We start from the raw sequence: 20723 nt of genomic DNA, 5'->3' as shown, positions 1-20723 counted from the left end.
CTCCTTTCAAAATAGAAAAGGACAGCCATTTTCAGACTGTCCCTTAAAAGAGAAATACGCTGTCAGTAGCAACAATGCTTGTCGCTGATCTTCCAGCGTTAATATGGTATCTCGCACATACCTCGGCTTGTTTCAATAAAGCAACCGCCCATATCCAAATCTCGCCCGTAGGCTTCATAGTCAATGTAATTCTGTAAGCTGGGTGGAATGTCCCCAAGTGCCTGCAATTCGTCTATGTAGTAGTAGGCAACATCTGTCATGGTTTCACAGTCGGGATAATAGTAAATATCGTCCTTATGTTCCACGACTTCTTCCAGCGTCCCATAGTGGCTGATAAATTCGTCTAGACACTCTACAATATAGTCGGGAAGTTCCTCTATCATTTCATACATCTCATTGAGTTCTTCAATGGAAACATACTCGCCAATCGCAATGGGAAAGTTGTCGGTATCATGGATAGCGTATTCCTCATACTGTTCATTCAAGCCGATTTTTTCTTTCACATCTTCCTCGTCAATGGGGAACGTGAACCAAGCACCGACTAAATAGCCCTCATTGTATTTGCCAAGATTAGCAATATAAACCGCCATATCATCAATCATAAGCACCACCTCATTTCCTACTCTGGCAGTTCAAAGATACCGTGTTCTGTTACTAAAAATTTCCCGTGTTCCTGCAAGTGAGAAGCGTAGGCTTCAAAGTCAAAGTAGTATTCTTGACAGTCCTCGGATAAATGCTTGAACATCGGGTCGTTCATCAGCTTTTGCCTTGCAACATCTATCATGATTTTACAGTCGGGATAAACAATAATCACGTTCCTGCAAATATAAAGTGCTTCTAAATTTTCAAACACCGTAAGTAGTGATACATATTCTTCCTGCATATCACTTGAAAGCTGGCGGTACATAAAATCTAATTCGTTGAGCTGGTACACGCTGGTGTGTTCGTGGACTTCATCAGCATAAGGCAACACCTTTTCGATAATACGATAATCCCCACTTTCTGCACCGATACCTAACTTTTCTTCAAACTCGGCAACATCTATCGGCAGGTCGAACCAGTATGATATTGTTTCTTCGCCAGTTGTTCCTCTCGTTTCCACCAGCACCCTTGTTTCCTGCATTGTTCCTCACGTCCTTTCTGTTGCTTCATCACATCTTTTAAGCTCTGGTACGACATACCAAACACATACTTTGAAAAATCTTCTAACTGTTTTATATCATAATTCGTAAGCGGTAATCGCTTCATTTCATGCCACACTTTACGCTTGTAAGAGGGCAGGTTAGAAATATAATCACAGCCGACGTTTGCCTGCATATCCTTAAAAATATCGCTCATTTCATCACTCCAATCTGATTTTAGGTAAGAAAAAAGCAGTCAATCCTAAGACTAACTGCTTTATGTATATGGATATAATTTGATTAAGTTTTAAAACCAGTTTGTTTTTTCATCTCTAAATTGAGGGTTATCGCTGTGTTGATATGGATTATAGTTATTCAGATTGCAACCATATTCTTTTAATGATTTGATTTTGTTATCTTCTGTCCATTCAATTAAGGAAATACCGTCAAATTCTTCAACGCTTCCCGTATTCATTTCATTTTTAAAATACCATTCTACGACAGTTTGATTTTCTTTATGAAAGAACTGTTTAATATCCCAAATAATGACTTTACCACGAGTATTCCATTCATTAAACCAATGTTTTACTGTTTTAAGATTTTCATATTTAGGACACCAGCTTTCCGTATAAACAACATCTTCTGTAAAAATTTTATCTATTCCTAAGTCTTGCTGTTTCAACCACATATCAAACCATAAACGAATAATTTTTTCTCTCTCATTCAAAATAGAACACCTCGATTACTTCTTTTTTCACATTATAGCACCCATACATCAGCCCCACAATAAAATTTTATGCACCGATAATCTTATTGAACAGCTCTAACAGTACATCTTTCACACCGCCAGCATTGAATACCAAGCCGACAGCAATCAAGGCAACTACTAAGAAGCCGATAAGTTTGGAAAACTCACGCTTGAACCCTAAGTAGATACCGATAACCACAATCGCCATAAGCACTAAGCTCTGTGCGTTGCTTAAAAACCAAGTGTAAAGATTTTGTCCGAAATTCATTTAATTGTCCTCACTTTCTTCTAATTGTTTCATTTTACAGTCAGCTTCTTTGCCGACATTCAAAATACACATCAAGACCACGCCGATACCCATTCCCATAGATACCAGCAGGAAGTCTTTTAATAATACCCACATTTTTTATCACTCCTAACTTTCTACTAAATCTTTTGCAGGGGTCGTCTGCTGTCTGATTATCATTTCATGCTTTTCTGTGAGCTTCGCCTGCTGTTCAATCATTTCCATGTAGTCTGTACCGTTTCCCTTATCAATCTTTTTCAGCATTTTCAAGGTTGGTGCTACCTGCCGTTGTACCCAACGCAATGTGCGGTCTAAGGTGTAAGGCTCTGGCTTTGTCGTCAGCTTCAAGCTCTGTCTGTTATCGCCGATAAACCAAGCCCAGCGGTCATTGAGCTTCCAGTCATTTTTTCGCTTGTCTGGTTCTTCATCAACAAACCGCACATACTGATTGATGATAGAAAAGGCGGTCTGTTCTGCGTCATAATACGTCAGCAAATCCCGTACTGCATAATAGGCACGTTCATTCCGAAGCCGTATCTCAAAACGGTTGATAATGTCGGCTTCATCAAGCGGTGTCCCTAACTTGACGTACTGCTCATAGTCCTTTTCATAGATACAGAAATACACATCAGATTTCAGCGAACCAAGATAAAGGGTACGTCCCATATATTCTCTGTCATCCTCTCTGTGCTTGATAAGCTCGCCCGACTGATAATATTTGTAGCTTCTGGACTTTCCGATATATTCCCGTTTTCTGCATTTTTCCGCAAGCTCTGGAATATCCAAAATGCCCGTATGGTCGTTGATAGCTAGGTCGATACGCTTCATCACGCCACCGTCTATGAGTGCGTCCATGAAAAAGTCATACCAGCTTCTTTGCTGTGCCAGCAGGTAACTTTCAAACTGCCTGCACCCACGCCCCTTTAACTCTAAAAGGACACCTTTTTCTTCGTCAGCCGACGTATAGATAAAGATGTCCCCTAAAGAGTAATGCTCCGTATAACTGTAATGTCCGTAATCTTCATGGAGCATATAATTGATATTCAGTTTTAATATATCTTTGATGATGTGCTGTATATCCAGCGTGGGAAAACGAATTTTCACATAATCAAACAGCATGGTAAGCGGTGCTTCTGGATTGAACCTTGCCAGTTCTTTATACAAAGTTTCCAGAAGTTCCTTTGACGGCTTCATTTTTCCGCTTTCTATCTTGTTGAGATATTCCCTTGTGATACCAGAAGCCACCGCCAGCCAGCCTTGTGAGATACCGTAAGCAATCCGTTTCTCCCGTAATTCTTTTATCCATTGTTCTTCATTCAGAACCATACCCCCAATCTGTAAAGTGTGAAGTTTTTTAAGGCGACTTCACAGCCGATTTTTGCTAGAAAACCATGCCAGAAGCCTTATGTTTCCTATGTTTTTTGTCTATTGTCTATTTGCAAACGTACCCCTCTGTTAGATACCGAGGGGTTTTACCTGCTGGCGTGGCTTACGCCACACCAGCAACGGCTAGTCCGTGCCGTCGCCTTTCGCTTCGCACGTCGCCGTTCCGTCCTGCCTTGCTTGTGCAAGAGAGCCGATAGTCTGCAAAAAATCATGTCCTTTCGGGACTAAAGGCGTGTAAAACTCACTGATAACGCTTGTTCCCACATCACAATATCCACGCCCCTTGATACGCTTCTGAAAAAACTGCTTTTTCACATCTGAACCAAACAGCATACCGTAACCTAATTCGCTGATACGCCCCAATCCCACACGGAAATTGAAGTTATCTCTGATACCGTCCGAGAAATACTTTGCGTCTGGACGCTGGCAGGCAACGATAAGGAAATAACCTGCTTGTCGCCCTAACATAACAATTTTCTTTAACTGGCTAAGTAGACTCACGCTTTCTTTTGTCCCCAGCATTTCAAAAAATGCCACATATTCATCAAAGATAAGAAAGCAGGGTGGCAGTCCCAGATAGGCGTAGTTTTCGCCCGTCTTATAGTTCGGGTGTTGCTTCATTTCCTCGCTTCGCTGTACCATGCCCTCATAAAAGGCATTGACGCAATCTATCATTTCTTCTTTAGTATGGTAGACGTTTGGCATGACTGTTCCCAAGTCCGCAAGGTCGCTGTTCTTTGGGTCTAAAATGTAAAGGACAGCGTTTGTATGCAGTAAGGCTTCAATGAGCGTCAGCAGAAAATAGGTTTTACCGCCACCAGTCCCACCAGCGATAAGGGCGTGAGGGAGTGCGTCATATTCCCAGACAAGGTTTTTCATCAATCTAAGACAGCCGTTTTCTGCCCGTACTTCATCAATGGTAATGCGGTTCGCTATCATATCATAAAGCAGGGTATATTCGATATAGCCGTCATGCAGGGTCTTGTCGGTCAGCTCGCAATATAAGCCACTTTCCAATTTATCCTCTAACCGTAAAAGCTGGTCTTGATATTTTCCTAATGTGATTTCACAGCGGATATGAAGCAGTCCCTTTTCCATTTGATAATAAATCTTTGGAAACCAGACGATTTTTTCCCTTGATCTGCTTTGCAGGTCAGTAAAAAAACCGCTGTTTTGTACAGTATCGGCTTCATACCACTTATTTTCCAGTACCATTCTTGCCAGCTTTTGACGGTGCAGGAGCTTCTTAAAACTGTCGTAATAGAAGCGGTAGTACAGAAAAGCGACCAATGCACAAACACCAGTCGCTATCAGTATGGTTATGAAGTTGTAAGGGGAAAGCGTCAAGCCATTCTCAAACAAGCTGAAATGCTCCCAATCGGTACGCATGAGCTGTTTGATATTCAGTAGCAAAAGAACCGCTACAAATACAAACAGAAGCGTTCCTATGGAAAAGTGATAGACAAGGTGCTTGTCGCTGGCTCTGATACGGTGTCCTTTGTTACAAATCTTACGCATAAATCAATCACTCCTTTCTGGATATGAAAAAGCAGTCAATCCTAAGACTAACTGCTTTAAACTGTCTTTATTCAAAAATAAATATATCTTCTATCGGAGCTTTTACAGCTCTTGAAATATCTATTGCCAATTTAAGTGACGGATTATATTGTGCTTTTTCTAATCTCATAATAGTTTCACGACGAACACCTACAATGTCAGCGAGTTGTTCTTGTGTTAATTCTTGTGCTACACGATATTTTTTTAAATTACATACAAACTTTGCTTCCATAATTTATTCCCTTTTTTCATAACGATATAATAAATAGTTGCTAAGAAAAAGAACAAGAGCATAGATAAGTGAAACAGAAATCAGCATAAATATTGCACACCACTCAACATTACGGGAAAACATACCTATTGCCATAAGCCAGATAACTACAAATAATAGTTTAAAACCTATCTTGTAGGCTTCTAATTGTGCCTTACGTTTATTTTCTTGAAAAAGCTCATCTTCTAAGATATGAGAAAGTTTACCTTCAAAGAAAAAACTGAAAAAACCAAAAAATATGAAAAAAGCAAAAGGAAATATTTCTCCAAATTTATAGTATGTCCAAAATCCGCCAAACCCCAGAAAACCAAACATTCCACAAAATCCCCAGTAAGGAGAAATTGTTCTTGAATATCGTTTTTCCCTGCTGTTTTTTGAAAAGACATTTTTAAAGCAGATAATTACTATATAGATAGCATATAGTGCTATTAAAGCTCCAATTACTAACATAGGAATATCCTTGTAAGAAAATACATATTCCGACATATCCATATTTTTGACCCAGCGTCCATCATTGTATAATAGGGAGTAGATTGTACCAACAATAAGCAATAAAGCACACCCTACCCCCATAAAAATAATTTTTTTAATTTGTTTCTTTGACATATTTATCTCTCCTTTCAAATGAGATGTTTTTGTATCTTTATGAGATAAATATATCACTCCGCATTGTTCGTGTCAATCAAAATTAAGACAAATACATCACTTTTATTTCTTCGGCTGTCCCTGCGGTGTAGGGTTCTGTGGACTGCCTGCGTTCTGGTTGCCTTTATTCTTCAACACAATATCCTCTGCCTTTACATACCAGTCCACATCTGCACCCGTATAGGTCTTTCGTGATACCGTATCAGCTACTGGATTGACAAGTTCCACAACTGCATTGTACGGAAATTCCCTTAATGGTACTTCTGGCGGTACAGACACGGGGATAATTCCACCATGCAGACTACATTTCAAATCATAGATACGTTTTTTTAGCTGGGTACTCGGTGTCCCGTCCTCATTCTGCAAGAATACATCTCGCACCGCTGTAAATTTTAATTCTCCAAATGTTTTCTCTTTGTCAATAACAAAACCGTTTGATAATCTCATAAATGCTTCACTCCTTTACTTTTCTTCAACTGCTACAATATCATCAGCAACTAACACATAATCGGTATGTCCCATATCTCCGATTGCGTAACCTCTGCCGTATAACTTCGGATTGACAAGTTTTACTTTCTGCTCATACTTGAAATGCTTTTCGCCAGCCTGCACGGGAATTTCTACCACAACATTTTCGCCTTTCTGTACGTCAGAATAAAGGTTATAGCTTCGTCTGGCTAAGACCCTGCGGTTATTTTTATCTCTTTCAAAGACTGGCTCGCTTTCGCCTGCAAATTCAAGAGTTCCAAAAGACTGTGCCATATCTGGCACAACATATTTCATTTCCATATTGTTTTACCTCGTTTCTTTCTATTTTTGATAAGTTTTTTGATTGTGATTTCTTATTCTGGCGGTTTGGGAAGTACCAGCAATCCCCCAGATAGTAAAGGGTAAAATCAATGCTTCGCACCCTTGACTATCCGTGTTCTTGCAGGTTGTTGGCAGACAAGCCGGAATAAGCGGAAGTCTGCCGTTTGACAGCTTCGGCGGAGAGCGTGATTTTTCTTTCCTCATACCGTTACCGCCTTATGATTTCTTCATTTTACGGCGTTTGTAAAGATATGTTCCAGCCAGTCCACCAGCAGACGCAAGCAACATCACGATAAATGCCATTACATTTGTACTGTCGCCCGTTTTGGGACTGTCGCTAGGTCTGTTAGGCTTTTCTGGTGTCGGTGGTGTTTCGGGTTTCTCTGGTTCTTCTGGCTTTTCCTTAAAGGTAATCGTCTGTCCCTTATCCTCAATATCCTTATGCTCGGTAACTTTCTTCGGCTCGTCTGGATTGCTTAAATCGTACAATCCTTCAAAAGTTACAAGCTGATTGCCGTCAAGGGAAGTAGCGTCAAACGTAAAAGCAACTTCCACTTTCATAGTTTCGCTGTCAGCAGTAAACGTATAATCACTTTCCACACGTTTTCCATTGATAAGAAGTTCTGTATTTTCTTCTTTCAACATCTGCCAGCCCACAAGTTTGTACTGTGTACCGACTTCTAAGCCCTCTAAGGTTACGGTATCAATGATTGTAACGTCTTTTCCAGCTTCAAGCTCTTTGTTGCCGTCCTTATCCGTAGCAGTCGTATGAATTTTGATGATACGCTCTGTGATAAGTACGGTCTGCCCGTCGTCCTCAATGTCTTTGTGTTCTGCAACTTTTACGGGTTCGTCTGGATTGCTGAAATCATACAATTCTTCAAAGGTAACAAGGTTTTTGCCACCTAAAGCAGACGCATTGAATGTATAGGAAATTTTCACTTTCATTTCTTCCTCATCAGCGACAAAGGTATAATCGTTTTCTACACGTTTCCCGTCAATGATAAGCTCGGCGTTTTCTTCCTTTAACATCTGCCAGCCTTTGAGCTGATACTTTGTGCCTTTTGTAAGTCCGTCCAATTTGACAGCATCAACGATTGTTACCTCTTTTCCTGCAAGGATAGTCTTTTCGCCGTCTTTGCTGGTCGCTGTGGTATGGATAGAAATTTCTTTTTCGTATTCATCAGTCAGCGTTCCTAAATCAATCACAAGATTAGTTCTTGATACCACGATTTCAAAAGGTGGGATAAGCTCAAAGCCTTTGTTGCTTTCAGAGCGTAATTCCTCGATGATGTAGGTATCATAAGGTAACGCACCCTTGCTGTCGTCTGGTTCAGAAGTTCCAAACCATACACCGTCCTCGCTGGTCTTGCCTGCGTTGGTATTGTGCTTATGTGAAGCCCAGTCAGAAGAAGTGGAGAATTGCCCGTTATCATCAGTTACCACTACATGATTTTCGCCCGTCGTCTTGCTTGTGATCCTAAAGGGAACATCAGCAAGACGCTTGTGTGTGCCTGCACCGATTTTTACACCCTCAATATCTCCACGCTTAATCTGATTATAGATAGAATGGGCTTTTTCGGTTAAGTCCACGATTTTTCCATTTTCTGTGATTGTAAAATCAATCGGCTTTGCACCGTCAGTTAAGTAACCGTTGGGAGCTTCACTCTCAACGATACGGAATTTTCCATAAGGTAAGAGGTCAGAAGAAGTAGAAGCGACACCCTCAATATCTGTACGAATTGTCTTTACCACTTCATTTTTCTTGTATAACTTGCCCTCAACCAATACTGCATTATCATTTAAGGAAATGATGTCAAAGGCAGTATCTTTCAAAGTGGCACTTCCTTGTGGCTTTGTATCGCCCGTTTCTAAATCTCGTTTCTGAATTTTGACACCGCCACGGATAACCTTGTCTGATACGGAAAACTGGTTACTTCCAGATAATACGGCAAGGTCGCCGTCCTCGGTAATCTGTGTTACATATAAGCCTTTTATCTGTTCGGACTTATCGCCAGCCTGCATATATGCACCCTCTAACAAGTAGCCGTTTGGAGCTTTTGTTTCTTCTACGGTTAGTGTTCCAAGTGGAAGAACCGCCTTGCCGTCCTGCATATAGAAGCTGTCGCCAGATACTTTGTATGTGTCCGCTAATTTTGTGATGTAGTGGGTTGTTCCGTCGCTGTCTGTTTCAGCGGTTGTCTTTGTAACCCATGTACGAGTAGCTTCGGCAGGGAGATTGTCTTTATTGTAGAAGCCAGCATAATACTTCCATGTAAATTCCGCACCTGCTAAAGAAGCGTTCCCTTGCGGATTGTCTTTCTGTGTTTCCATATCAATCTTGAAAAGCTCAATCAAAGTGTCCGTTACTTTTGGCGTATCTGATACTTTCAAAATTGCTGTCTTTCCAACTTCAACCTTTAAGGAATATACAGTTTTATCCACTTTATATCCTGCTGGTGCGTATAATTCCTTGATATAGACTGTGCCTGCTTTTACCTCTGCAATATCTGTGTTTCCGTTTTCATCAGTCGTAAGGGTGGCAAGCTGTTTTGTGCAGTCTTTATCAGAAAAGACACCGTATGTTGCACCAGCGATTGAGTAATTCCCGTTACCGTCTGTGATGCTGGCATTACTGGAAACCTTTTGCAGTTTCGTATTTCCGACATTCAGTTTCGCCCAGAATTGTCCCAATTCCTGCCCCTCGCCAGAGTAGATATAACCGCCACATTCATAGCGTCCTTTATTTTCTTTGACAAAGGCTTTCGCACCAGAGAAAACTTCGTCCTGCGTAGCCTTTGGAATTTCATCATAAGAAGCTCGCACGTTATCACATTGCCAGCCAAGATGTACGCTCAATCTCTGCCAGACTACAAGCTGTCTTAAAAGATAAGCGTGATTTTTGCTTATTCCGCTGTGGCTGTCTGTGTACTGTTTTACATATTCGATAGATAAGGCAACGTCGCTTATCTGGTCGGCACTCATACGGGTGCTTACGTCAGCTCTGGTCTTGTAACCATTCTTAAAGTCTGTGTTGATGTCAATACAGTAAGCGTCCTCGCCCTCAACGGTCAAATGTCCCTCATTAAAGGTAGAACCAATTGAACCGTCATTCATTACTTTTTCAACGATACCGACACGCTCTTTTGACTCCGTCCAGTATTGCTTACTTTCTGCATGAACGGGTGTAGTCGGCAAAGCAGTAACGACAGTTGCAAGAGCTAAGAAGCCCGTACACAATCGTTTTAACATCTTTTTCATAAATCTAATGCTCCTTTCATTTTGGGTAATAAAATAGCCGTCCAATAAGAACGGCTGGAAATAGAAAAGGAACGTCATGTTAGGCATTCCATAGTCTATAAAATATTTAATTTTTTCTTGTTTCAATACTGATGTGTTGTACCATAATATCTTTGCATATCTAGGAAAACTTGCGTATCAAGGCTCATTCGTTAGTAGTAAATAAGTAGTAAATTGATGTGTTTGTTTCCTTGAAAATGCTGATAGATACTGTGTTTTAGCGGATAATCAGATTTTTATTGTGTTTTTTACAAAAAAATACGGATGGATTTATGGGAACTTTACACAGAATGAATATGATGACTGGAAATTTTACATGGATTTAACATTCTCATGGGGATGATTTTACAAAGCATGGTTATGATGGGAAACAAGTTAAATAACCATATACTTATGAAAAGGGAAAAGGAGAATAATCATGGATTTATTCAGTATATTAACATTGATCGGAGGCCTTGCATTATTTTTGTATGGTATGAATGCAATGGGAGATGGCCTTGCGAAGGTTTCCGGCGGAAAGCTGGAGAAGATTCTTGAAAATCTTACTTCAAATCCGATAAAAGCAGTGCTTTTGGGAGCAGGAGTAACAGCAGTGATCCAGTCATCTTCAGCTACGACTGTTATGGTAGTAGGTTTTGTAAATTCAGGGATCATGAAATTATCACAGGCAGTAGGAGTGATCATGGGTGCCAATATTGGTACTACGATCACCTCCTGGATCTTAAGCCTGACAGGAATACAGAGTGATAATTTTATTATTCAGATGTTTAAACCAACATCATTTTCCCCTGTGCTTGCGATCATTGGTGTGATCTTCATTCTGTTTATCAATGATTCAAAGAAAAAAGATATCGGAACAATTTTTATAGGTTTTGCAATCCTGATGTACGGTATGGATATGATGAGTTCTGCTGTAAAACCTCTTGCAGAAGTGCCGGAATTTACAAACCTGTTACTTAAATTCTCAAATCCGTTGTTAGGTGTTATAGCAGGTGCCCTTCTTACTGCAGTGATCCAGTCATCTTCTGCATCTGTAGGTATTCTGCAGGCCCTGTGTCTTACAGGTGCAGTACCGTTCAGTGCAGCAATCCCGATCATTATGGGACAGAACATCGGAACCTGTATTACTGCAATCCTTTCTGCAATCGGAGCCAAGAAGAATGCAAAACGTGCAGCAGCAGTACATCTGTATTTCAATCTGATCGGTACGGTTATCTTTATGACTGTATTCTATCTTATAAATGCAGTTGTTGGATTTTCTTTCTTCCATCAGGCAGCAACACCGGCAGGAATTGCTGTTATCCACAGTGTATTTAATGTTACTGCAACGATCATTCTCCTTCCTTTTGCAAAGGGACTGGAGAAACTTGCCTGTCTTACAATCCGGGACAAAAAAGAGGATGTTGTTGTTTCAGCAGAGGACAGAGAGTTTATGATTCTGGAGCCTCGTTTCCTGGAGAAACCGGCATTTGCAGTAGAGCAGAGCCGCAATGCAGCAAGAAAAATGGCAGAAGAATCCCACAATGCACTGTTTACAGCACTGAGTCTGGTGGATAAATACAGTGAAGAAGGCGTAGAACGTGTGGAAAACATGGAATCCAAGGTTGACCGCTATGAAGATGAACTGGGAACTTATCTGGTGAAGCTGAGCCACAAAGATATCTCAGAAGCAGACAGTCACAGTCTTTCCATTATGCTTCACTGTATCGGGGATTTTGAACGTATTTCCGACCATGCTGTAAATATTATGGAATCAGCACAGGAGCTTTATGAAAAAGGACTGAAATTTTCCGAAAATGCAAAGAAAGATCTGGAAGTGCTGGGACAGGCAGTAGAAGATATCGTAAATACGGCATATGAAGTTTTTGACAAACAGGATATGAAGCTTGCGGAGAAAATTGAACCACTGGAAGAAGTGATTGATGAACTTTCCAAAGAAGTAAAACGTCGTCATGTACAGAGACTGAGAAACGGTGAATGTACAATAGAGATGGGATTTATCCTTTCGGATATTACAACCTGTCTGGAACGTGTGGCAGACCATTGTTCCAATATTGGAGTCTGTGTGACGCAGGTGAATGAAGATCTGTATGATACTCACAGTCATCTGAATATCGTCAAGAGCCATCCGGACGAAACATTTTATCATGAACTGGAAGACGCACGAATCAAATATCAGCTTTCATAATAATAAACAGGTAGATGACAAAATGCCATTGCCGCAGGCAAGTTGGAATGAATTTTGGCAACGTTACTGAGAACGAAGTGAACAGTAACGGATGATGTTATCCGCATGATCAGGAAATCCGGGCACTCTGAAGTATCTGAGAGAGATATTTCAGAGAAAATGGCCGGATTTTTGCTTTAAAGAAATGAAGCAGATGCCGGATATTTACTTGTACAGGGATAAAAAAATAAGTATACTGAAAAAAGAAATACACTTGTGACGACAAAGCAGGTGATAAATAAAGGGGAGGCAAAGCAGAATGATCTATTGTGTAGAAGATGAGCGGAATATCAGGGAGCTTCTTATTTATACACTGGAAACAACAGGATTTAAAGCCAGGGGGTTTGGCAATGGCAATGAACTGATGAAAGCGCTGAAAGAAGAGATACCGGAGCTGATCCTGCTGGATATCATGCTTCCGGGAGATGATGGCTATACCATTCTGGAACAGCTGAAAAGTATGCCATCTGTAAAGGATGTGCCGGTAATTATGGTTACTGCAAAAGAAGCGGAATTTGACAAAGTAAAAGGTCTGGAAGGCGGAGCGGATGATTACATTACCAAGCCTTTCGGTATGATGGAATTTGTTGCCAGAGTAAAAGCAGTTCTCAGACGAAGTGCCCGTCAGAATGAAGACAAGGAACTGCATTACGACGAGCTTTATCTGAATGTAGGACGTCATGAGGTGCATTACCGGGAAGAAAAGGTCGATCTTACCCGAAAAGAATTTGAACTTCTTCAGTATCTGCTGGAGAATAAAGGACTTGTTATGACAAGAAATCAGATCCTCTGCCATGTATGGGGATATGACTTTGACGGTGAAACCAGAACTGTGGATGTCCATGTGAGAACCCTGCGTCAGAAACTTGGAGAGGCAGGAAATCTGATCGAAACGGTCCGGGGTGTAGGATACAGAATCGGCGCATAACAGATAAAACAGGCGAAAACAGGAGTGGAAAAATGAAGCATAAAATATTCAGTCACACCAGTTTACTTATTATTTTATCCGTAATACTTACATTCCTGGCAGCAGGAACTGTCATGTATAACAGATATGATATTTATATGAAACAGGGTGTCAGAGATGAAGCCGCATATATTAAAACAGGTCTGGAAGAAGACGGAGACGTTTTTCTCTCAGACAGGGTCGGAGACGCCACCAGCAGCAGGATCACTCTTCTGGGAAAAGATGGTCAGGTGTTGTTTGACAGTATTGAGAATCCGGAAGAAATGGAAAATCACAGTAACAGACCGGAATTTATTGAAGCTGAGAAGCAGGGATCCGGTGAGATGGTCCGCTATTCAGACACCTTATCAAAACAGACGTTTTACTATGCTGTAAAATTAAAGGATGATCAGGTTCTGCGAGTAGCCAGAACTACAGACAGTCTTCTGGTAACAATGTTAACCAGCTTTCTTCTGCTTGGCGGACTGGTATGCGTGATCCTTGTAATTGAACTTTTTCTTGTGCAGAAACAGACCAGAAAGCTGATAGAGCCTATCAACCGGATTGATCTGGAACATCCTCTGGAGCATGTATGCTACGAAGAATTAAGGCCATTGCTTTTTCGTCTGGATCAGCAGAACAGACAGATTCAGAAACAGCTGGAAGATCTTAAGAATGCAGAGAGTGCAAGAAAAGAGTTTACGGCAAATGTTTCCCATGAATTGAAAACTCCTCTTATGTCAATCTCCGGATATGCGGAGCTTATGATGAATGGAATGGTACCGCCGGACAAGATGCAGGATTTTTCCGGCAGGATTTTTCATGAGTCCGAGCGTTTATCAAATCTGGTTGCAGATATCATTCAGCTTTCCAGACTGGATGAGAAGAACGGAGAAACTATGTTTGAACAGGTTGACATCGGAGAGCTTGGGGAAGATGTGATCAACAATCTGCAGAACAGGGCAGCAAAGAAAAAGATTAATCTGGAATATACAGGCGGACCTGCACAGATGCAGGGAGTACGCCATGTATTATATGAAATGTTCTACAATATTACGGATAATGCTATCCGCTATACCCCGGATGGTGGAGATGTAAAGGTTTTTGTGGGAAAACTCAATGGGAAACCGTATTTTCGTGTGGAAGATAACGGAATAGGTATTCCGGAGAGCGAACAGCAGAGAATCTTCGAGCGTTTTTACAGAGTGGACAAGAGCCATTCACGTGAAACCGGAGGTACAGGCCTGGGGCTTTCTATTGTAAAACATGGCGCAGTTTTGCATCATGCGAAGATTCTTCTGGACAGTGAGCCGGGTAAGGGAACGAAGATGGAAATCCTGTTTGATCAAACTAAGTAAAGCTCCTGTGAAGCAGTTATTCGGTGTAGTGAAGCGGATGATTTTGTCTGGTGTTGAAAAGAGAGTGGACAGTATCCGACATGGTTGTTAGAAATGTATAAATTTTGGGGATTGACAGACAAGTGATTATTGGAGAAAATAAAATCAGACAGTTATCCATGTAAAAGCAGGTACAATGGAGGGTATTTTCAGTATGGAAAAATGGAGAAGCATTGCAGCGGGTATGAGCTGTTTGTCAATGCTGTTCGCAACAGGAGCGGTTACTGTATCAGCATCAGATGAAATCACAGAAATTCCGGAACAGAGTATTGTATACTGGTCCATGTGGGAAGAAGATGAACCACAGGCAGATGTGATCAGAGAAGCAGCAGAAGCTTATGAAGAAGCAACAGGTATTTCTGTAGAGATTCAGTGGAAGGGCAGAGGAATCCGGTCTCTGATAGAACCTGCCCTGGATGCCGGAGAACAGATTGACCTTTTTGATGATGATTATCAGAGGATGGCTCAGGAACACAGGGATTATCTGGCAGAATTAAAAGGAATGGCAGATACTGTGGATTATGAGAAGCATATTATGCCGGTACTGTTGGAGCAGGTGAAGAACTGGGGAAATGGAGAACTGCTTGCAATGCCGTATCAGCCTTATATCACAGGCGTCTGGTATAATAAGGATTTATGGGAAGAGGCTGGACTTACAGAACAGGATATCCCGGATACCTGGGAGAAACTGATCAGAGTATGCCGTAAGATTAAAAACAGTGACAGTGGCCTTAGTGCCATGACCTGCGATGAAGAGTATGTGAATCTTCTGTATGGATATCAGCTTGCCAGATATCTTGGACAGGAGAAAGTGCAGCAGCTGATCCGTAACTGTACCTGGTCACAGATTCCACAGGCAAAAGAGGCGGCAGATGATATCAGAATTTTGTTTTTTGCGGGATATATGAGTCAGAGTGCACCGGCACAGCATCCGGAAGGTCAGGATGAAGTGGGAGATGGCGAGGCAGTCATGGTGCTGCAGGGCTCCTGGGTTCCGAATGAAGTGACAGAAGCTACAGAATCTGATGATTCCTGGGGATTTTTTCCATGGCCTGCAGTAAAGGCCGGAACAGACGGCACAGAAGGTGTTATGGTGGGAGCACAGGGATTTGGAGTCACAAAGGATTCGCAGATGAAGCAGGAAGCTTTTGACTTTGCATATTCCATCTGTACCGGGGAAACAGATATGAAAATGACAGATGCGGTTAATTCCATCCCGGCAGATACGGACAATACACAATGGCCGGAAGTGCTGGCAGATGCAGTACCGTATATGAAAGAGATGTCAAAGCCGTACATGTGGGCTGCAGGTCTGGAGGCAGATCCGGATTATAAAGAACAGATACAAAGCGAACTTCTGAAGCTTACAAGATTAGAAGAAACATCGGATGAATTTATAGAGAATCTCAGCAATATGAAATAAGAAAAAGGCTGTTCAACATTATGAAAATATTGGTCTGGTATTACTGGCGCTCTCGTTCTGAGAGCGCCTTTATTGATGTGATATATTCTGTGGGTGTCATTCCGGAAACTTTTTTAAACTGTCTGGAAAAGTAATGGATGGAAGAGTATCCCAGAAATTCTGAAATCTGCGTAAAGTTCATCTGGTTCTCGCGGATCAGCTGTCTGGCATAGGCGATCTTTAACCGGGAAAAGAAATCCATGGCGCCACACTGATGTTGTTCCTGAAATATTTTCTGAAGCTGGGAGCGTCCGATCATATTGTCATGGCACAGATTGCAGAGTGTAATATTTTCCCGGATGTGGTCTTCCATATAAGCAATGACACGCTTATAGACAGCGGAATTATTTTTCAGATTCACAAATTGGCTGACAGGTACAGTCATGGGAGGAGAAGAATTTCTCCGGATCATGTAGATCAGCATCTGCTCAAGGTAAATACGGATAAGCTGCTGAGAACCAAACAAAAAATCTTCTTTCTTTTCCATCTTTTCTGTATAAGGATCATCCAGAGGGGTTTTGATACAGCGGCGTGCCTCGGCAATCAGCATTCCCATGAGATTTCTCTCAGAATCAGAAAGTTTCAGCAATTTTTTCTCAAAGAATTTCATACATGGAGAATCGCATTCAAAAGAAACTACCACAATATTAGGTGCGGTATTTCCTATGGCAATAAGGTTATGAAATTCATTTGGTCTGTGAAAGATGAGCTGTCCGCTTGTCAGATGGTAGATACCGTTATCTGTCTCTATTTCTGCCTTTCCCTTATCTACACATTGAAATTCCCAGAAATTATGGCGTTCTCCTGCAAAGTGAAAATCACTTTTGTATTCAAAATAGTGGATTGTATAAATCCGGTCAATATGAATATCTTCTTCCAGATACATACTCTCAAAAGCCATTACTGCCACCTCCCTCAGCCTGTCCGAAAACTGCAATATGGTTGTTGTGTACAAGTATACAACAAAAACAGATGAAAAACCAGTTAAAAATGAATTTTTGTACAAAAGAAATGGACGTTTGTGCAAATACTATTTGTGCAAAAATGATAAAATAAGAACTACCAAAAGAAATAATTGTTGAAATTCAACAAAAGAGCGAAAAGAGAGAAAAGAGAGAAAAAAGAAGACAAAATGTCAAAACTGACCAAGGAGGAAAAAAGGTTATGGGTATGAAGAAAAAGATGCTTAGTGCAACATTATGTGCGGTTATGGTTGGTTCACTTGCAGCACCGGCTTTCACTGTTCAGGCAGCAGATGATACATTAGTTTACTGGTCAATGTGGGAAGCTACAGAGCCACAGGGACAGGTGATTCAGGAAGCAGTTGACGCTTATACAGAACAGACAGGAGTTAAGGTAGACCTTCAGTTTAAGGGACGTACCGGAAACCGTGAAGCACTTCAGCCTGCACTGGACGGCGGCACACAGATTGATATTTTTGACGAAGATATCGACCGTGTAAACGGAATGTACGGTAAATATCTTCTGGATCTGGAAGACCTTGCGAAAGAGAATGACTATGAAGCAACTGCAAATGCAGGTCTGATGGCAGCATGCCGTGATGCCGGCGGCGGTACATTAAAAACAATTCCATATCAGCCAAACGTATTTGCTTTCTTCTATAACAAAGATCTGTTTGAGCAGGCAGGAATCACAGAAGAACCGAAGACATGGGATGAATTCAAAGATGTATGCCAGAAATTAAAAGATGCAGGAATCACACCAATGACTATGGATGATGCCTATGCAACATGTGTGATCGGATATCATCTTGCAAGACTGGTTGGCGAAGATAAAGTAAAAGAGATCGTAACTGAAGGTGAATGGGATGATCCTGCAGTTCTTCAGATGGCACAGGATATCGAAGAACTTGCATCTAACGGATATTATTCAGAGATGGTTGGTTCCAACGTATGGCCTGCAGGTCAGAACACAGAGCTTGCACTTGGAACAGCTGCAATGTATCTGAATGGCTCCTGGTTACCAAACGAAGTAAAAGAGATGGCAGGTCCTGACTTCCACTGGGGATGCTTCGCATATCCGGCACTTACAGACGGAGCAAACGGAATCGAAACAAACAACTTTGGTGCACAGGTATTTGGTATTAACAAAGATACAAAACTTGCAAAAGAAGCTTTTGATTTGATCACATTCCTTACAAAAGGTGAATACGACCAGAAACTTGCAGATGAAACTGTAGGTATCCCGGCTGATACAACAAACACAGAATGGCCGGCAATGGTTGAGTGTGCAAAACCTGTTATTGAGCAGAGCACAAACCGTTTCACATGGGCATGCGGTGTAGAATCCAACGTAGATATGACTCCGGTTATCAAAGAAAACTTTATCAAATTAATGGCAGGTTCCATTACAGCAGATGAATTTGTTTCCACTATGCAGGACGCAGCGAAATAAATAAAGAATTTATAGAGATGGTGGCATCGTATCTACGCTGCCGCCATCTGTCTTTTTGAATATCCAGGTTTCAAAGGCAAAAAGTCGTTCGTGCTTGCGCGATAAGACTTTTAGACTTGGAAACCGCCAGACATGAGGAAGTAGCGATTTACGAAGTAAATCAGCGGATTCCGAATGGCTGGAGGATTGCGGGAGCGAAGCGTAGCAATCCGTAGATATGGTATAACTTACAGAGGAGGTATTTATTTGAAGAAGAATAAAACGATGATCGTTGTATTTCTGACTCCGGCAGTTCTGCTGTTTCTGGGAATCTTTCTTTATCCAATCATCAGAACAGTGATCATGAGCTTTTTCAAGATCGACGGAGTTACAGATTCCATGGATTTATGGAAATTTGTAGGATTTGGCAACTATACAAAGCTGATGAGTACCAGCTTATTTAAGACTTCATTTTTTAACCTGTTTCGTATCTGGCTGATCGGCGGTCTGGTGGTAATGAGCCTGTCTCTTTTATTTGCAGTTATTCTTACCAGTGGAATCAGAGGAAAGAAATTTTTCCGCGCGATCATTTATATGCCAAATATTGTCAGTGCAGTAGCGCTTGCTACTATGTGGCTGCAGTATGTATACAGCCCAAGATATGGCTTGCTGAAAGATCTTTTTACAGCACTGCATCTGGACAATCTGGCAAAGATCCAGTTTCTGGATAATGACCACAAATTCTGGGCACTGTTGTTTGCATATTGTTTCGGCATGGTTGGATACCATATGCTGATCTGGCTCAGCGGTATTGAGCGTATCAGTCCCGAATATTATGAGGCGGCAACCATTGACGGAGCGACCAAACCGGCACAGTTCCGTTACATGACACTTCCATTGTTAAAGGGAGTATTTAAGACAAACATTACCATGTGGTCTGTAAGCAGTGTAGGCTTTTTTGTATGGTCACAGCTTTTCTCCACAGTAACTGCAGACACACAGACAATTACCCCTTATGTTTATATGTATATGCAGATTTTTGGCGGCGGCAATACAGTTACAGAACGAAATGCAGGTCTGGGAGCTGCCATTGGTGTACTGCTCAGTGTCTGCGTAGTCATTGTATTTACAATCTGTAACAGAGTGATCAAAGATGATGATCTGGAATTCTAAGGAGGGATGAGAAATGGCAAAAGAAAAAGAGGCACGCAGACCCTTTAATCTGAAAAAAGAAGTCAAACTCCTGCCGGGATACATCATTCTGCTGCTCTGGGTAATCTTTACCATTGCGCTTCTGGGATGGGTATTCGGGGCAAGTTTTTCAACAACAGCAGAAATCTTCCAGGGAAAAGCCCTGAAGTTTGAGTCCGGGTTACATTTTGAAAACTATGCAAAAGCATGGAACGGTGCCGGAGTTGCAGGATTCTTCGGAAACTCTCTGATTTATTCAGTGATTTCCTGCACAATTCTGGTCCTGGTGTGTGCACCTGCAGCTTATGTACTGTCCAGATTTGATTTTATTGCAAATAAATTCATCCAGACCAGCTTCGTATCTGCCATGGGTGTTCCGGCAATCATGGTTGTTCTTCCTCTTTTCAGTATTATTTCCGGTATGGGAATCCTGAATAATGTGGCTGCAGGAAGAACTGTACTGATCATATTGTATGTAGGAATTAATGTACCTTATACGACCATTTTCCTGCTTACATTCTTCAGCAATATTTCCAGGACCTATGAGGAAGCGGCAGCAATCGACGGATGCCCTCCCATGCGTACTTTCTGGAAAATCATGTTTCCCATGGCACAGTCAGGAATCGTAACAGTAACAATCTTTAACTTTATTAATATTTGGAACGAGTATTTCCTGTCCTTGATCTTCGCAAGCTCGGATAAGCTGAAACCTGTTGCACCCGGACTTTATGGAATGATCAACTCCATGAAATATACAGGTGACTGGGCCGGAATGTTTGCAGCAGTGATCATTGTATTCCTGCCGACATTTATTCTGTATATTTTCCTGTCTGAGAAGATAATTGGTGGTGTTACCGGTGGCATTAAGGGATAATATTAGAGGACAGCAGGACAATAACAATTGTTTGCGATGTTACTGTTCACACACCACTATCCCGCGAGGTGTTTTGGCATGAATATGCCAAAATCCCGAGACATACAA

General features: G+C 41.4%; 21 protein-coding genes. 7 read left to right on the top strand and 14 right to left on the bottom strand.

The features are described 5' to 3' along the window. Positions 1-98: 98 nt before the first annotated feature. The 13 genes from LI074_RS13040 to LI074_RS12980 form a co-directional block, all read right to left on the bottom strand. Positions 99-602, bottom strand: a complete 504-nt coding sequence (locus LI074_RS13040; protein ID WP_002323345.1) for an antirestriction protein ArdA — start codon at positions 600-602, stop codon at positions 99-101. A 17-nt stretch (positions 603-619) separates the two neighbouring features. Then, a complete protein-coding gene (locus tag LI074_RS13035; protein ID WP_173698254.1) occupies positions 620-1123 on the bottom strand; it encodes an antirestriction protein ArdA in 504 nt (167 codons plus the stop codon). Beyond that, positions 1042-1338, bottom strand: a complete 297-nt coding sequence (locus LI074_RS13030) for a hypothetical protein (protein ID WP_008687105.1) — start codon at positions 1336-1338, stop codon at positions 1042-1044. Before LI074_RS13030 ends, LI074_RS13035 begins: the two co-directional genes overlap by 82 nt. Before the next feature lie 90 nt (positions 1339-1428). Then, complete coding sequence (locus LI074_RS13025) at positions 1429-1848, bottom strand: nuclear transport factor 2 family protein (RefSeq protein WP_003060053.1); 420 nt, start codon at positions 1846-1848, stop codon at positions 1429-1431. A gap of 67 nt (positions 1849-1915) precedes the next feature. Then, the gene (locus LI074_RS13020; protein ID WP_009265886.1) at positions 1916-2137 is read right to left on the bottom strand and encodes a hypothetical protein; all 222 of its coding nucleotides are present in this window, start codon (positions 2135-2137) and stop codon (positions 1916-1918) included. Continuing rightward, positions 2138-2272 carry a DUF3789 domain-containing protein gene (locus tag LI074_RS13015; protein ID WP_117536720.1) on the bottom strand — a complete coding sequence of 45 codons (135 nt, stop codon included), beginning with the start codon at positions 2270-2272 and terminating at the stop codon, positions 2138-2140. 12 nt (positions 2273-2284) lie between these two features. Next, on the bottom strand, positions 2285-3481 hold the full coding sequence (gene mobT / locus LI074_RS13010; protein WP_173698253.1) for a MobT family relaxase: 1197 nt from the start codon (positions 3479-3481) through the stop codon (positions 2285-2287). 183 nt (positions 3482-3664) lie between these two features. Continuing rightward, positions 3665-5059 (bottom strand): FtsK/SpoIIIE domain-containing protein, encoded by a 1395-nt coding sequence (locus LI074_RS13005; RefSeq protein ID WP_173698252.1) that lies wholly within the window; start codon positions 5057-5059, stop codon positions 3665-3667. A gap of 67 nt (positions 5060-5126) precedes the next feature. After that, positions 5127-5330: a helix-turn-helix transcriptional regulator gene (locus tag LI074_RS13000; RefSeq protein ID WP_008787613.1), complete on the bottom strand. Its 204-nt coding sequence runs from the start codon at positions 5328-5330 to the stop codon at positions 5127-5129. Between the two features lie 3 nt (positions 5331-5333). Beyond that, entirely contained in the window at positions 5334-5975 is a 642-nt protein-coding gene (locus tag LI074_RS12995; RefSeq protein WP_025579173.1) for a DUF3796 domain-containing protein, read from the bottom strand. A gap of 102 nt (positions 5976-6077) precedes the next feature. Next, positions 6078-6461 (bottom strand): YdcP family protein, encoded by a 384-nt coding sequence (locus tag LI074_RS12990; RefSeq protein ID WP_027089108.1) that lies wholly within the window; start codon positions 6459-6461, stop codon positions 6078-6080. 15 nt (positions 6462-6476) lie between these two features. Next, positions 6477-6803, bottom strand: coding sequence for a YdcP family protein (locus tag LI074_RS12985; protein ID WP_002606075.1), 327 nt, complete (start codon positions 6801-6803; stop codon positions 6477-6479). Between the two features lie 237 nt (positions 6804-7040). Beyond that, positions 7041-10085, bottom strand: coding sequence for an SrtB-anchored collagen-binding adhesin (locus LI074_RS12980; RefSeq protein ID WP_173698251.1), 3045 nt, complete (start codon positions 10083-10085; stop codon positions 7041-7043). Positions 10086-10542: 457 nt separating this feature from the next. Here LI074_RS12980 and LI074_RS12975 point away from each other — a divergent pair, with 457 nt between their 5' ends. From LI074_RS12975 to LI074_RS12960, 4 genes are all read left to right on the top strand, one after another. Beyond that, positions 10543-12312: a Na/Pi cotransporter family protein gene (locus LI074_RS12975; RefSeq protein WP_008705912.1), complete on the top strand. Its 1770-nt coding sequence runs from the start codon at positions 10543-10545 to the stop codon at positions 12310-12312. 298 nt (positions 12313-12610) lie between these two features. Further along, complete coding sequence (locus tag LI074_RS12970) at positions 12611-13279, top strand: winged helix-turn-helix domain-containing protein (protein WP_025580682.1); 669 nt, start codon at positions 12611-12613, stop codon at positions 13277-13279. Between the two features lie 32 nt (positions 13280-13311). After that, positions 13312-14655 carry a sensor histidine kinase gene (locus LI074_RS12965; RefSeq protein WP_022380566.1) on the top strand — a complete coding sequence of 448 codons (1344 nt, stop codon included), beginning with the start codon at positions 13312-13314 and terminating at the stop codon, positions 14653-14655. Positions 14656-14848: 193 nt separating this feature from the next. Continuing rightward, positions 14849-16117, top strand: a complete 1269-nt coding sequence (locus tag LI074_RS12960; protein ID WP_062807319.1) for an ABC transporter substrate-binding protein — start codon at positions 14849-14851, stop codon at positions 16115-16117. Positions 16118-16157: 40 nt separating this feature from the next. On the opposite strand, the gene LI074_RS12955 is transcribed toward LI074_RS12960, so the two are convergent. Continuing rightward, entirely contained in the window at positions 16158-17057 is a 900-nt protein-coding gene (locus LI074_RS12955) for a helix-turn-helix domain-containing protein (protein WP_173698250.1), read from the bottom strand. Positions 17058-17326: 269 nt separating this feature from the next. Between LI074_RS12955 and LI074_RS12950 the strand changes: the two genes are divergently transcribed. The 3 genes from LI074_RS12950 (at position 17327) to LI074_RS12940 (ending at position 20615) form a co-directional block, all read left to right on the top strand. Continuing rightward, positions 17327-18571, top strand: coding sequence for an ABC transporter substrate-binding protein (locus LI074_RS12950; RefSeq protein ID WP_025580678.1), 1245 nt, complete (start codon positions 17327-17329; stop codon positions 18569-18571). A 246-nt stretch (positions 18572-18817) separates the two neighbouring features. Next, complete coding sequence (locus LI074_RS12945) at positions 18818-19723, top strand: carbohydrate ABC transporter permease (protein WP_025580677.1); 906 nt, start codon at positions 18818-18820, stop codon at positions 19721-19723. Between the two features lie 13 nt (positions 19724-19736). Beyond that, entirely contained in the window at positions 19737-20615 is an 879-nt protein-coding gene (locus LI074_RS12940; RefSeq protein ID WP_008705900.1) for a carbohydrate ABC transporter permease, read from the top strand. The last annotated feature ends 108 nt before the right edge of the window (positions 20616-20723 follow it).

This window comes from Blautia sp. MSK18_10, assembly GCF_020553185.1.
Lineage (GTDB): Bacteria > Bacillota > Clostridia > Lachnospirales > Lachnospiraceae > Blautia_A > Blautia_A wexlerae.
The sequence above is the reverse complement of the archived record's forward strand: the minus strand, read 5'-3'. Positions and strand labels throughout refer to the sequence as shown.